The following is a 13607-nucleotide window of genomic DNA, read 5'->3' as shown; positions in this document are numbered from 1 at the left end:
CGGCTACTCCTTGTATTAAGAAGCGCGCAACTTGCCGTAAGCGGAAGGGAAGATCAAGTGCAGGAAACTAGGGTTGATAACGGGCGACGACGGCGCGGTAGTTGCCATCCAGTGAATAGCCGCCGACGACGATGCAACCATCGGTCTGCACGGCCAATGAAGTGGCGGTGTCGGGGCCTCGACTCAGGCGTGTGCGGACCCAGCCCATGCCATTGGCGAAGCTGCGATCCAGCGCCCCATTGGGTAAATACCGGGCGAGAATGAAATCGCCTTCGAGCCCGCCGCCCGTCGCTCCGACCGTCAGCACACAGTCGTCCGGTTGTATCTGGGCGGCGGTCCACTGGCAGCCGCTGTGGCTGATTTCCAACAGTTGTGGCTGGCCGCTATTGCAATGCATGTCAGGTCGGCCATTGCTGTGAACATTCAGGGCGAGGCAGTGCATCGGGTCGCGACTGCTGCCAAAACAATGCAAATCACCATTTTCGTGCTGGACGATCTGGCAGACCTGGGCACTCTGACCCCAGGCCTTGAAGGTCATGAAGCCATCCACGGCGAAGCCGTCATCCAGCTGGCCATCGGTGTGATAACGCGCCAGCAAACCTTCCTCGGGGAAGTTGATCGATCCGCCCACCAGGATTCGGCCGTCATATTGCACCATCAGACTGTTCAGCCAGGTGTTCATCAATAAGTGCCGGACCATGACAAAGCCACGACCATTGAAGGTACTGTCCAGCGAGCCGTCGGCATTGAGCCGAATCAGCATGCCGACGTGATCGGCCAATTCAAAGTGATGATTGGCCAGCAGCAGGATTCGACCATCGTCCTGCACGCAGATATCACAGGCTTCGGTACCCGGCACGCCGGGTGGTAACCAGGCGTCGCGAGCGCCTTCGGAAAGCTTCCCCGGCAGGCGCACCACGCAGCGGCCGTGCTCACCAAAACCCTGTATCGGGCAGCCTCGTTGATCAAACATCGCCACGGCGGGCAACGTACGATGAGCATTTTCGTAGTGCAGGCCGGCCACCAGAATGTTCCCGTCGGCCAGCACCCGCACCGTGCCCGCCATGGCCTCGTAGCCGTGGGCGAATTGCCCGATGATGCTGCCTTGTTTACCGAAGGCCAGATCCGCCGAACCATCCTCACGCAGGCGTGCCAGGCCAAAGCGGCAGCCACCTGGCGTGCCGACCTTGGCTGCCACCAGAATTCGGCCGGTGTGGTCAATCGCCACACCATTGACCCTGCTGGAGGTACTGCCGGCGAAATACACTTGAGTCTTGCCGCTGCCGGCGAAATGGCTATCGAGTTGCCCGGCGTCTTTCACCGCTGCCGGTATGGCAAAAGCAGTCTGGAGTGGCATGCACGCATCTCCTTGCCAGTCGTCCTTGTCCGGGTGCCCGGAGGTTGACTGCATGAGAAGAACATTCAATCCCTGAATGCGATGATGCGCAACTGCCATTACGCTCGGGAGGAGCGGCGTTTTGTGCCAGAACAGTGTCTTCTCGAACCACTGACAAGCCTGCCAAGTAATCTGGCGGCTAGAAGTTGGAAAACGTAAATGGCGTTATGCAGCTGACCGTAGAAAACCGTCAACTAAGGAGAAGAAGGGACGCGGATTACCGGGCGGTAATCCGCGAAAAAGATTAATGCGGCATGGACCACGATTGCAGTGTGTAACCTTCCTCGCTCAGCTCGGCGCGGGCTTGTTCCAGCAAGTGTGCAAGTTGCTGCGGATCGGAATAGGCACTGCTGGGAATTTGTTTGCGGCTGATACGAGTGTTAGTGCGATCAATGATGGCCAGGCTGAGCTCGCCATTACCGTCTTGTGGGGCCCAGGCCACGCATTGAAAGGGTTGGAATGCGCGGTCGGCAATCAAAAGAGCTTCGTTGATACGGAGCGGGGCGTTCATGGGGTCTTCTCTCTGTGTGCCCAATCAAGTGATGTGCCGTCGGTTGGGCTTACCGTTCGGCTGGTTACTTGTACTGATGTCCGCAACCGGGGGTTGGGTCACACACAATCAAAAGAAATTTCAACTTTCTTTGATTCGCCGGCGATTCAGGCAGTTGCTGAAAGCTGAATGAAAGGTTCAATTCGTTAGGCAACTCATTAAGTGATTTTTTATAACTAATAAGCCGACGTCCCTATAAGCAATCGATACAAGCCAGCGTCAATTTTTTGCTAGTGTTACACCGAAGCCCGCCAAATGACTGTTTTTAATAATATTTCCTAAAATTTGGCGCCAAGGAACAGTCATGATCGAAGCGCCTGCTTTACGACGTCTTTTAGTAGTGGATCCTTGCGACGACTGCCACCGTTTGCTGCCGGGTTTACGCGCTGTGGGTTGGGATGTCGACAGCTGTACCCTGGAAAACGCCGCGGAACGAACCTGCGACGTCGGCCTGTTGCGCTTGCAGCCATTTCATCTGGAACGTCCGGAAGCCGTCAAGGAACTGATCACCCGTAGCGGTACCGAGTGGATCGCCGTGCTCGATCAGGATGTCCTGCGAATGCAGAATGTCGGGGATTTCGTCTGCGAATGGTTTTTTGACTTCCATACCTTGCCGTTCGATGTTTCAAGGGTTCAGGTCACTCTGGGCCGAGCGTTCGGCATGGCGCGCCTGCGCGGGCAGGGCACGGTTCATATCGATCAGCCTGAACACGAACTGCTCGGCGACAGCAAACCGATTCGCGAGCTGCGCAAATTGCTGAGCAAACTGGCGCCCACCGAATCGCCAGTGCTGATCCGTGGCGAAAGCGGCACCGGCAAAGAAATGGTCGCCCGCACCCTGCATCAACAATCCCAGCGTCACAGCAAGCCATTCGTGGCGATCAACTGTGGCGCGATTCCCGAACATTTGATCCAGTCCGAATTGTTTGGTCACGAGAAGGGGGCCTTTACCGGCGCCCATCAGCGCAAGGTCGGGCGGATAGAAGCGGCCAACGGCGGCACCCTGTTTCTCGATGAAATAGGCGATCTGCCCCTGGAGCTGCAAGCCAATCTGCTGCGTTTCCTGCAGGAAAAACACATCGAGCGGGTTGGCGGTCATCAGCCTGTTCCGGTGGATGTGCGGGTATTGGCGGCGACGCACGTCGACCTTGAAGAGGCCATCGAGAACAAACGCTTTCGCGAAGATTTGTACTACCGTTTGAACGTCCTGCAAGTAGTCACCGTGCCGCTGCGGGAGCGCCATGGTGATCTATTGATGCTGGCCAACCACTTTTCCCATTTCTACAGCAGTGAAACCGGTCGTCGTCCGCGCAGCTTCAGCGAAGATGCATTGGTCGCCATGGGCAAGCACGACTGGCCGGGCAATGTCCGCGAGCTGGCCAATCGGGTACGTCGTGGGTTGGTACTTGCCGAAGGCCGGCAGATCGAGGCGCGAGACCTGGGGCTGCTCAGTCAACACGCCTTCGCCACGCCGATGGGCACCCTGGAAGACTACAAGACCCGCGCCGAACGCCAGGCGCTGTGTGATGTGTTGAATCGGCACAGCGACAACCTGAGTGTTGCCGCCCGAGTCCTGGGCGTGTCGCGGCCGACTTTTTACCGATTGCTGCACAAGCACCAGATCCGCTAGGGCGGGTAAACGAAAAGGCCCGCTGCGACATCCATCGCAGCGGGCCTTTTCCATTGGGGTGAAGCGATCAGAAGTAGTACGGGAATTTCAGGCTGAAGGAAAAGTCCGGCGCATCGTCTGTCATGCCGATGGACAGGTTGGGAACGATGGTCAGGTTGTCGGAGGCTGCGATGGTCATGCCGACATTGAAGTAACCGGCGTTGGCGTCGCTGGACACCACCGACTCCCAATCCCCGCCATCCTGTTTGAGCTTGCTTTTGCGTTGCACCAGGTCAGACACCGAGAACGACATACTCATCTTTTCGTTCAGCGCAAACGCGATCCCCGCACCAATCTGGAAGCTGTCGCCGATCCGCACCTTGCCCGGGACTTTCTGATTGACGGTGGCGCTGATGTCGTCGAAGGATTCTTCGAAGTTGTGGGTGTAGGACAGGCTACCGAACAGAACCGCCGGATCGTAGGTCTTGACCAGCGAGATACCGGGGCTGATCGACCAGACGCCGTTACCGGTTGGCAGGGTGTCAGGCACGAACAGGTTGGTATTGGCGTCGCTCTGGCGCAGTTTGATCCCGAACGGATCCTTGCCGGTCGGTGCCTTGACCCGGAAGGTGAACACCGCATCCGGGGTGTTCACCGATTCGTCCATGAATTTGTAGGCGATCCCGAAGTTGATGTCGCCCAGCGTCGGATCCCGGGTGACGGTTTCTTCGCTGGTCACCCCCGCTGCACCGTTGTTGGCACCGCCGGACTGATACGTTGATTCGCGGTACACCACCGGTACGTTCAGGTCGAATTGCCAGCGATTGTCGAAGTTGTAGCGTCCGGTGAGGTCCAGCGTCCAGGTGTCGGCCTTGATTCGGTCCAGGTTGATGTTGCCCAGAAAGATCGAGTCCAGTGCGAGGAAGCCGTTGAGGATCAACTGGCGGGTGTCGTAACGCGAATAGGTCAGCCCGGTTTCGAGGCTGAACTTGCCGCCGCCGAAGAATCCGCTGGCCTCGTCATACAGGTTGGAAACACTCTTTGCCGGTTGAGAGTCATCGGCCAGTGATTGTCCATAGGAACTGCCGCTGCCTGCGGCGCCTCCTGAAGCCGCGGCCGCTCCCGTCCTTGTGGCCACTTGCGGGTTGCCTTTCATGTCGGCTGGCGACTTGGCCAGGCGTTTAGGCGGCGGCGCCGCCGGTTGATCCTCCACCTGGCGGACTCGTTGTTCGAGTACTGCCAAGGCCTTTTGTTGTACTTCGTATCGTTGCTTGAGCTCCATGAGTTGTTGCTTCAAAGCCTCCACGTCCGCATCGGACGCTGCTTGCAGCAGCGCCGACGGGAACAAAGTACTCAGACAAACGATCGCGCGCAGTGGTACTGACCGATACATGATTAGCCATCCCCCATGAAGCCCAATGATCGAACATCAGCGTAGTTCAATATCCCAGGCTGCGTAGTGCCTTGAGTTGATTCAGATTGCAGTTGACTGCTCCGGCATTTCGGCCGTTGTTGTTAAGCACTACATTAAGTTGCGTCAGGTTATTGACCCTGTTGCTGTTGCCCAGAAGCCGGGTGTTCTGCACCAGCCCCCCCTGAGCCGCCTGTTGCATGGCCGTGCCTTGGTTGTTGTTGGCCTGGATGGCCATTTGTACGCCACCACCTGTGGCCGCCACTGCGACGTTACCGGCGGCATTGCTGTCGGTAATGGTTTGCCCGCTCGTCAGCACCTGCCCTTGGACGGGACTCGGCGCCGGCGCCTGGTTGGCCTCCTGGACGTTGATGGCGACATTGTTGTAGGCGGTATTGCCGTCACCAGCGGCGCGCACAGTTTGGGTGACTCCCTGGGTGGTGGTCAGTCCTGCGCCACCAATTACATTCCCGGTGCCCGATGGCGGCGCACTGCCGTTACCGGACTCTTTAATGGTCGACACGTAAAACTGCGGCTTTACGGTAGAGGCCTGGATCTGCATCAACGTCGTTGCGCCAATCAGGTCCCCACTGGCATTGCGCCAGGTACTGCTCATGACAATGCCGAAGCTGATGATCCGCCCTGGCATGACATAGCGACCGCGTAGCTCGGCGAGCTCATGGTCCTTGAGTTCGATGGGTTTGAATCCTGCATTGGCATAGCCCGATGCGCTTGCTGCCAGGCAAGCGGCGGCCAGCCAGTATGAGGTTTTCATTTGCTGCTCCCGGGGCATCCGGCCCTCTCTATCATCAGTGGGCGATTAGAAGAAGTCGCTCTGAATGAAGCCAAAGTCCATCAATTCGGCATCTTTGACCGGGTTGAAAGTGTCCAGTTTGTTCTTGGCCGTCAGCGGTTCCGGAGGGCTGCGCAATGCATTGGTTTTGTCGTAACCGGGACCTACGATAGCGAAGACAATGCCGTTCCAGCCTTTGACAAAGTCATCATGGGAATAGCGTTTGTGCCCAAGCACCGGGTCGCCGATATAGACCCAGTTCTTGTCCGCCCGCTGCATCACCACGAAATGCTTGTAGCCGCGAATTTCCATCAGCACCACCACCGGAATGGTCACCGCTTCGAGTTTCTCGGGCGGTATCCGGTAGCCACGCGCGCGCATGCCGATTGCTTCGATGTAGCGCTTCATGTCCAGCATGGAGAAACCTTGAGTACGGACAAGGTTCTGATCAGCATTGACCAGCATGCCTTTGATGATGTGTTCCTCATCGACATCGAGCCAGTAAGCCTGGCGTAGCACCGTGGCCAGTGCGGCAGCGCCGCAGCTGAAGTCGGTTTTTTGTTCGACGATGTCGCTGAACTTGCGCTCACGCACGCTTTGCACCTGCTTGTAAACCAGTATGCCGCCCGGCAAGGCGGCCACCGGCATCTGTGCCGCCTGAGTCAGGCCACACAGGCACAGCAGGGCGAAAAAGGCTGTCGTACGCATGATCGATACGCCTTTGGTGAACCGTGGAAAGAAAGCCCCGTTGCCGGGGCTTTCATTTCGATCGCGATTACATGCAGGCTCTGCAGCCGGCAGCGATGGACAGCGAGTTGCTTTGTTGGTTGCCCGCACCCGCCGACACGTTGGCGCCGCCGTTGCCGGAGAAGCCGTTCATCGAGCCGCTCATGCTGGCGTTGTTCATCACAGGGTTTTTCCAGCCGTCTGGTGTCAACACTTGATGAGTGGTTACGCTAGACAGATCGAAGGTGCCCACGGCGGTGAACTTGAACTTGTCGTCATCGTGGCGTCTGTGATCCCAACCATCGTCCTCGATAGTCCCGGTGCCATGGGCCTTGAAGGTGCCAGAGGACGTGGTGGTGTCGGTGAGGGTGGTGGTGATGTGGGTCCGGTCAGCTTTGTTTTTTACATCCAGACCGGTGGTGGATTGATAAGCGTCAGCCGAGGCTGTCGCTACGCGTCCGCCGGACACGGCAATCGCCAGGTTGTTTTTCTGTTGGTTGAAGTTGCCGGCAGTCACGTTTATGCCAATGTTGCCGGAGCCGTTGTTGCCAGCATTGTCGAGCGTGGCGTTATTTTGGGTAGAGCGGTTTTTGACGTAGTTATTGGTGTTGTACTGATACGCGGTGGAGGTTGCCTCGGCAGAACCGAAGATGAAACTTTCATCGGCGGTAGCCAGCGCGGCGGCGTTGTCTTGTTGGTTGCCGTCACCGCCAGCCACGTTGGCGCCCATGTTGCCATTGGAACCGTTGAGTGAGTTGTCGGCATTGGCAGTGTTTTCGGTGCCCTGGTTGAGTACCGAGTTGCCGCTGCTGTCCTGTGTATCCCCTACATAGGCGCTGGCGGCTGAGTCGATTGACAGTTGCTGTTCCCAGGTGGGGCCTTTGGGGCCGTGATGATGGTGGCCGTGACCATGGTCGTTATCGTTGGCTTGTGCAGCCATCGCCATGACGGCTGCCAGGGCGAACACGAGAGGCTTGAGAGCCATTGTGGGTTTCATGGTGTTTCTCCGTGCTTATTAGTTGGTTAAGTGTTGGTTACTTTCTAATCGCACTGCGTTCGGGTCAGTCAGCGACCCGTATGCTCAGGGTGTTAGCCATTCGGTTCCCCACCCCGGCACTCTGGTTCACCTGAATCACTCCTCGGCTGCCGGTGAAGGCCTGGTCGCTTGTCACGACCTGGCGACTGCCTTTTGAAGCGTCAGTTGCCCCTGAGCTTGGTAACAACGCCACGTTCTGTTGAGAAAGGGCGCTATCGTCGACGCTTTGCGGCGCAGCACTGATGCTGATGCGCATTGCGTTGGCCATCTGGTTGTTGGCCCCAGCGCCCTGGTTGACACCCAGTGCACCGTTGCCTTGACTGAAAGAGTTGCCGCCGATGGTGGCCGTCGCGTTCATCGACGGGTTGGCGGGCGTGTCGAGTTTCTGGATGACGCGAGTGGTCGCCGAGGCATCGGTGCCGATGGCGATAGCGCGGGTATTGGCCTGTTGCTGTTGATCGCCGGAGGCCTGGTTGACGTTGAAGTTGCCGTTGTACCGGGCGCCGGAATCCAGGATGTTGGCGGTGTTGACCACCGGAACGCTGGAGTCGGCCATGGCGCCTGGGCTCACACTGGCACCGATGACCAGGGCGAGAAGAATCAGGGAGCGGCTCATGTCATTGACCTCCCGCCAGTCTGCCCAACGGCGCGAGGCCGGAACTCATGGCATGGTTGATCGTTCCCGAAATCGCGCCACCGCTACCGCCGCCGTGACCGGCGCTCATGCCGGGCATGCCATTGGGATTGGTCACGACATTGAGGCTGCCAGGTATGTTGCCGTTCTGGTTGATGCTGTTGCTGATGGACGAACCGCTGGCCACGCTGGCGAACTCACCATCGCTCAGTTCGGTGCTGTTGAGTGTCGAGGTGACACGATCCGAAGGGTTGGCGTTGACAGTGGTCGGGTAGGGGTCTTTCTGGAACGGCGGCCTGCCGACGGTGTGGGGCTGTACATCACGAGTGAGTACGATCACGCCATTGCCTTCAGCCTGAACATCAAAACTGAGTACCGAGACGGCGGCACATCCGAGCAGCATCAAGCGCGTAAAGCCTTTACGAAAAGTCCCCACGACTGCGATTCCTTCTGTTGTGCGCTGGCCCTAATCAGCGTTGTGAAGGTGATAGCGAAAGCCGTGCCGGTTTTTGATTGTTGTTTTGATTCAAGGGGTTATCGATCAAGGTAAATGGATCCTTGATCGAGCTGTTTCAGGCCTGAGACAAAAGCGGGGGCTATAACGGGGAAAAGGAGGCGCAACGCTCTGGATCCATAGCTTGCGTTGTGATGTATCAGCGCTTTAACACAGATCATGACGCAATGATGAATAGCGCTGAAACGGGCTGTTCGAGTGCAAAGGTATGTTTCACAAATGGACGCATTTGAAAAATTATCGCAACAAATGCTGGGGGGGCTGGGGGGCTGTAGCAGCTGTCGAGCTTGCGAGGCTGCGTTCGGCTGCGCAGCAGTCGTAAAACCAGAACTTGCGATGCATCAGGTAAACCGCGTCAGTCGGATCCACGACTGCTGCGCAGCCGAACGCAGCCTCGCAAGCTCGACAGCTGCTACAGCCGAATTCAGCAACCTAGCAGCAGAGTGACGGCCTGCAACGCCTGGGCTCGGCGTTCTGCCCAGTCACCCTGGATCACTTGAACAGGTTGCCGATTCTGCTCCAGCCACGCCTGAGCCGCGTTGAAAAAGTCCCGGCGTTGATCCAGCTGCGGCTGACAGCGCTGGCCATCGTCGGTCCAGTCGACAAGTTCAGGCGACAACAGCAAGTGCAAGTCGTAATGCCGGGCCAGCAGCGCTTGTTCGAGCCAGGCCGGGCAATCGCTGAACAGGGTCTGGCTCCAAAGCATGTTGCTCAGCAAGTGCGTGTCGAGAATCAGCAACGGTGGCGCAAGGGCGCGGGCATCATCTTCCCATTGCAACTGGCCGCGGGCGATCTCGGGGATATCCGCCAGGCAGGTGTCCCGTGCCTCCTGTTCAATGAACCGACGCACGTATTCGCCCACCAGAACGCCGCCGAATTGCCGTTGCAGTTCGGCGGCCAGCCAACTCTTGCCACTCGATTCTGGCCCCGTGAGCACCAGCACTTTCATGTGCGCAACGCCGGGTCGGCGCGCCACGTCCGCCAGCCTTGCACCGCCAGCAGGGCGAAAACCCCATTGAGGGCGGCGGTCAGGTACAGCTCTTTGTAGATGAACAGGCCGACGAAGATGACGTCCAGCGCGATCCACAGCGGCCAGCATTGCAAGCGCTTTTGCGCCATCCATAACTGTGCGACCAGGCTGAAGCCGGTCAACGCGGCGTCGAGCCAAGGCTGGGCGGCATCGGTCCAGTGAGCCATCGCAGCCCCCAGCAGCAGACTGCCGACCGCGCCCACGGTTAAGCCCTGCGCGACGGATTTGCCATCGAGGACGCTGACGTGCCGACCGTCATGCGTCGCGCCCGCGCGAGTCCACTGCCTCCAGCCGTAGAGCTGCAACGCGGCGTAGATCACTTGCAGCAGCATGTCCGAATACAGCTTCACCTCGAAAAAGATCCAGCTATACAGCAGCACCATGACCAGACCGACCGGCCAGCACCAGGGGTTCTGTTTGACCGTCAGCCAGACGGCAATCACACCGAGGGCGGCGGCAAACAGTTCAAGCCCGGACATGGAGGTTCCTTGGGGAAGACGAAAAGGGGGGAGGATTGTAGCGGCAGGCGCTGCCAAGTAGAACCGGCTTGCGCGGTCCGGTGTAGCAGCTGCCGAGCCTGCGAGGCTGCGTTCGGTGTGGGCCGCATTCGGACGAAGCCGTCGTAAATTCTGCGCACACGGTCTATCTGGAACCGGCGTCGCCTGATTTCACGACTGCTGCGTCCGAACGCAGGCTGCGCCAGCTGCTACAAGTGATCAGACCCGAAACTGCTTGAGCAACCCGTTCAATTGTTCGCTCAATTCCTTGAGGTGAACGCTGGCCACGCTCGACTGCTCGGCCGCCAATGCCGTGCTGTGGGACAACCCGGCGGCTTGGGTGACGTTCTGATTGATGTCTTCCACCACATGCGCCTGCTGCAAGGTTGCGCTGGCAATCGAGGCGTTCAAACCGTTGAGGTTGCGCAAGGCCTGGCCGATGGCATTCAGGCTGGCGCCGGCCAGACCGGCCTGCTCGATGGTCAGTTGCGAGGCACGGCTGCTGTCGCCAATCACCTTGACCGCCGCCTCGGAATGGCTTTGCAGGCGTTCGATCATCGACTGGATTTCTGCCGTCGACTTCTGGGTGCGCTGGGCCAGCAGGCGCACTTCATCGGCGACCACCGCGAACCCTCGACCTTGCTCACCGGCCCGGGCGGCTTCGATGGCGGCGTTGAGGGCCAGCAGGTTGGTTTGCTCGGCGATGGAGCGGATCACTTCCAGGACACTGCCGATTTGCGTGCTTTCGTCGGCCAGCGTACGAATCACTTCCACCGCTTGATCGATGGTCGAAGACAGCTTGTCGATCTGCTGCAGGCTGCCATCGATATTGATCTGCCCCTGCTGCGCCTGAGACTCGGCATCGCGCATTTCGCTGGCCGCGTGCTCGGCGTTTTTCGCTACATCCTGCACGCCGTAGGTCACTTCGTTGATCGCGGTCGCCACCAGTTCCATTTGCTGGGACTGCTGCTGGCTGCGTTGCTGGGCTTGCGCGGCGTCGTTGCCCAGTTCGCTGGAAGACTGGCCCAGCGCGCCGGCGGACACTTGCAACTGACTGATCACCAGGCGCAGCTTGGCGGTAAAGGCATTGAAGTGCCGGGCCAGTTGCGTGACTTCGTCCTGGCCGTGGGTATCGAGGCTGCGGGTCAGGTCGCTTTCACCACTGGCAATATTGGCCATGGCATTCACGGTTTCCTGCAACGGGCGCACGATGCTGCGGGCAATCATGATCACCAGCAGCGCCATGATCAGGGCAATCACCAGGCCGACGAAAGACGCCTTCCAGACCTGCGCATTAAACTCGGCCTGCATGTCGTCGATGTACACGCCCGAGCCGATCACCCAACCCCAGGGCTCGAACAGTTTGACGTAGGAGGTTTTTTCCACCGGCGCACTGGCGCCCGGTTTCGGCCAGCGATAGTTGACCATGCCGGCGCCCTTGGCCTTGGCGATGGCGGCCATTTCGTTGAACAGTGCAAAACCGTCCGGGTCGCGGATTGTCGAGAGGTTCTGGCCTTCGAGTTTTGGGTTGGTCGGGTGCATGACCATGACCGGCGTCAGGTCGTTGATCCAGAAATAGTCATTCTGGTCGTAGCGCAAACCCCGCACGGCGGTCAGTGCCTGCTGTTGCGCGGCGGCGCGGGTGAGGGTGCCGGCGGTTTCCAGGTCGTGGTAGTAGGTCAGGATGCCACTGGCGGTCTGCACCACATGCTGGGTCTTCTGGGCCTTGGCCTGATAGAGATCGTCGTGGATCTGCTTGAGCATCAACGCGCCCAACGTCAACAGCATCACCACGGCCACGATCAAGATAAGCCACAAGCGTCGGCTGATCGACACACTGCGCAAGCTGTTCATAACGCTGTTACTCCGTTTTCTTGTTCTTGTCATAAACGATCGCCAGCATCGAACCACACTTTGCCGATCGGGGCCTATCCGACTCAGGTCTTATTACGCGGCAGCGTAAATGAGGCTTGTCTGATAGGATTTCGGCCCCGCGCGGAAAAACCTGAGTCCAAGTCGATTTTTCACGGAATTTTTACGGTTTTGTGTGGATCTTGTGCGCGCGGGGTTTCAGCGCACGCTGATCGCGAATAACGCTCTACAAATTATTAACGGGGCATGCCTGGGGGCATGGCTTCTTGGGGGAATGATGGATCTTTGGACAGCCTTTCAGGCATTGATTTTAGGCGTTATAGAAGGGCTGACCGAGTTCTTGCCCATTTCCAGTACCGGGCACCAGATCATTGTGGCGGACCTGCTCAATTTCGGCGGCGAACGAGCGATGGCCTTCAACATCATCATTCAGCTCGGCGCGATCCTGGCGGTGGTCTGGGAGTTCCGTCGCAAGATCCTCGACGTGATCATCGGTTTGCCGACGCAACCCAGCGCTCGACGCTTTACCGCGAACCTGTTGATCGCCTTCCTGCCGGCCGTGGTATTGGGGGTGATTTTCGCCGACCTGATCCACAAATACCTGTTCAACCCGATCACTGTGGCCAGCGCATTGGTCGTGGGCGGGATCATCATGTTGTGGGCTGAACGCCGGCAGCATGTCGTGCACGCCGAAAGCGTCGATGACATCACCTGGAAAGAAGCCCTGAAAGTCGGTTTCGCCCAGTGCCTGGCGATGATCCCGGGGACCTCGCGTTCCGGTTCGACGATCATCGGCGGTTTGCTGTTCGGGTTGTCGCGCAAGACGGCCACTGAGTTTTCGTTTTTCCTCGCCATGCCAACCATGGTCGGCGCGGCAGTGTACTCGGGCTATAAATACCGCCACCTGTTTGTACCGGCTGATTTCCCGGTGTTCGCCATCGGCTTTGTCACCGCGTTTATCTTTGCAATGATCGCCGTCCGGGGCCTGCTCAAGTTCATCGCCAGCCACAGCTACGCGGCGTTCGCCTGGTACCGCATCGTGTTCGGCCTGGTGATCCTGGCGACCTGGCAGTTCGGTTGGGTCGACTGGACCGCGGCCAAGCCATGAGCGACGCCGCCGCACGCAACAACCCCGGGCGCAAGTCCGGGGGAGTGATTCAAAACCTGCGGTTGAAATTGCTGGTGTTCGTTGCGCTGTGCGCAGTGCCGTTGTTTGGCTCGGTGTCGCTGTGGCTGCGCGGGGTGTCGCTGATTCCCCTGGCCGCCTACGGCATCGTCAGCGTGCTGGCGTTTTTGCTTTACTGGAGCGACAAGCACAAGGCCCGTGCCGACAGCTGGCGAACGCCGGAGAACGTGTTGCACGCGGTGGAACTGGCGGGCGGTTGGCCGGGGGCCTTGCTGGCCCAGCAAGTGTTTCGGCACAAGACCCGCAAGGTTTCGTTTCAACTGGTGTTCTGGCTCATCGTGCTGATGCATCAGGTGTTCTGGATCGACCAGTTGTTTTTGGGTGCTCAGCTATTCGCGCTGTTTTAAAGCTGT

Annotated in this window: 14 protein-coding genes; 3 read left to right on the top strand and 11 right to left on the bottom strand. The window is 58.7% G+C overall.

What is annotated here, in order from left to right; translation table 11 throughout:
• Positions 1-67 precede the first annotated feature (67 nt).
• Positions 68-1357, bottom strand: coding sequence for a hypothetical protein (locus tag LOY36_RS14890; protein WP_258668542.1), 1290 nt, complete (start codon positions 1355-1357; stop codon positions 68-70).
• A 283-nt stretch (positions 1358-1640) separates the two neighbouring features.
• Positions 1641-1907, bottom strand: a complete 267-nt coding sequence (locus tag LOY36_RS14885) for a hypothetical protein (protein ID WP_064618110.1) — start codon at positions 1905-1907, stop codon at positions 1641-1643.
• Between the two features lie 343 nt (positions 1908-2250).
• On the opposite strand from LOY36_RS14885, the gene LOY36_RS14880 reads away from it, so the two are divergent.
• Entirely contained in the window at positions 2251-3576 is a 1326-nt protein-coding gene (locus tag LOY36_RS14880; protein WP_019649958.1) for a sigma-54 dependent transcriptional regulator, read from the top strand.
• Between the two features lie 67 nt (positions 3577-3643).
• Here LOY36_RS14880 and LOY36_RS14875 read toward each other — a convergent pair whose 3' ends face one another.
• The 9 genes from LOY36_RS14875 to LOY36_RS14835 all read right to left on the bottom strand — a co-directional run bounded on the left by LOY36_RS14875 (position 3644) and on the right by LOY36_RS14835 (position 12050).
• The gene (locus LOY36_RS14875) at positions 3644-4948 is read right to left on the bottom strand and encodes a transporter (RefSeq protein WP_019649957.1); all 1305 of its coding nucleotides are present in this window, start codon (positions 4946-4948) and stop codon (positions 3644-3646) included.
• 46 nt (positions 4949-4994) lie between these two features.
• Complete coding sequence (locus LOY36_RS14870; RefSeq protein ID WP_019579215.1) at positions 4995-5741, bottom strand: hypothetical protein; 747 nt, start codon at positions 5739-5741, stop codon at positions 4995-4997.
• Between the two features lie 45 nt (positions 5742-5786).
• Positions 5787-6467 (bottom strand): C39 family peptidase, encoded by a 681-nt coding sequence (locus LOY36_RS14865; protein ID WP_258668540.1) that lies wholly within the window; start codon positions 6465-6467, stop codon positions 5787-5789.
• A 67-nt stretch (positions 6468-6534) separates the two neighbouring features.
• Positions 6535-7482, bottom strand: coding sequence for a hypothetical protein (locus LOY36_RS14860; protein ID WP_026345917.1), 948 nt, complete (start codon positions 7480-7482; stop codon positions 6535-6537).
• A 64-nt stretch (positions 7483-7546) separates the two neighbouring features.
• Positions 7547-8137: a hypothetical protein gene (locus LOY36_RS14855; protein WP_019649954.1), complete on the bottom strand. Its 591-nt coding sequence runs from the start codon at positions 8135-8137 to the stop codon at positions 7547-7549.
• A 1-nt stretch (position 8138) separates the two neighbouring features.
• Positions 8139-8591, bottom strand: coding sequence for a hypothetical protein (locus LOY36_RS14850; RefSeq protein WP_019579211.1), 453 nt, complete (start codon positions 8589-8591; stop codon positions 8139-8141).
• 502 nt (positions 8592-9093) lie between these two features.
• Entirely contained in the window at positions 9094-9618 is a 525-nt protein-coding gene (locus LOY36_RS14845) for an AAA family ATPase (RefSeq protein ID WP_019649953.1), read from the bottom strand.
• On the bottom strand, positions 9615-10178 hold the full coding sequence (gene pnuC, locus LOY36_RS14840; protein ID WP_258668538.1) for a nicotinamide riboside transporter PnuC: 564 nt from the start codon (positions 10176-10178) through the stop codon (positions 9615-9617). The genes LOY36_RS14845 and pnuC overlap by 4 nt, the downstream gene beginning before the upstream one ends.
• A 237-nt stretch (positions 10179-10415) precedes the next feature.
• Positions 10416-12050 (bottom strand): methyl-accepting chemotaxis protein, encoded by a 1635-nt coding sequence (locus LOY36_RS14835; protein ID WP_258668537.1) that lies wholly within the window; start codon positions 12048-12050, stop codon positions 10416-10418.
• Positions 12051-12345: 295 nt separating this feature from the next.
• Between LOY36_RS14835 and LOY36_RS14830 the strand changes: the two genes are divergently transcribed.
• Positions 12346-13176, top strand: a complete 831-nt coding sequence (locus tag LOY36_RS14830; RefSeq protein ID WP_019579207.1) for an undecaprenyl-diphosphate phosphatase — start codon at positions 12346-12348, stop codon at positions 13174-13176.
• Positions 13173-13601: a DUF1294 domain-containing protein gene (locus tag LOY36_RS14825; protein ID WP_258668535.1), complete on the top strand. Its 429-nt coding sequence runs from the start codon at positions 13173-13175 to the stop codon at positions 13599-13601. The genes LOY36_RS14830 and LOY36_RS14825 overlap by 4 nt, the downstream gene beginning before the upstream one ends.
• Positions 13602-13607: the final 6 nt, after the last annotated feature.

Origin of the sequence: Pseudomonas sp. B21-019 (assembly GCF_024749225.1) — a bacterium.
Lineage (GTDB): Bacteria > Pseudomonadota > Gammaproteobacteria > Pseudomonadales > Pseudomonadaceae > Aquipseudomonas.
Note: the sequence above shows the minus strand (reverse complement) of the source record. Positions and strands in the feature narration are given on the sequence as shown.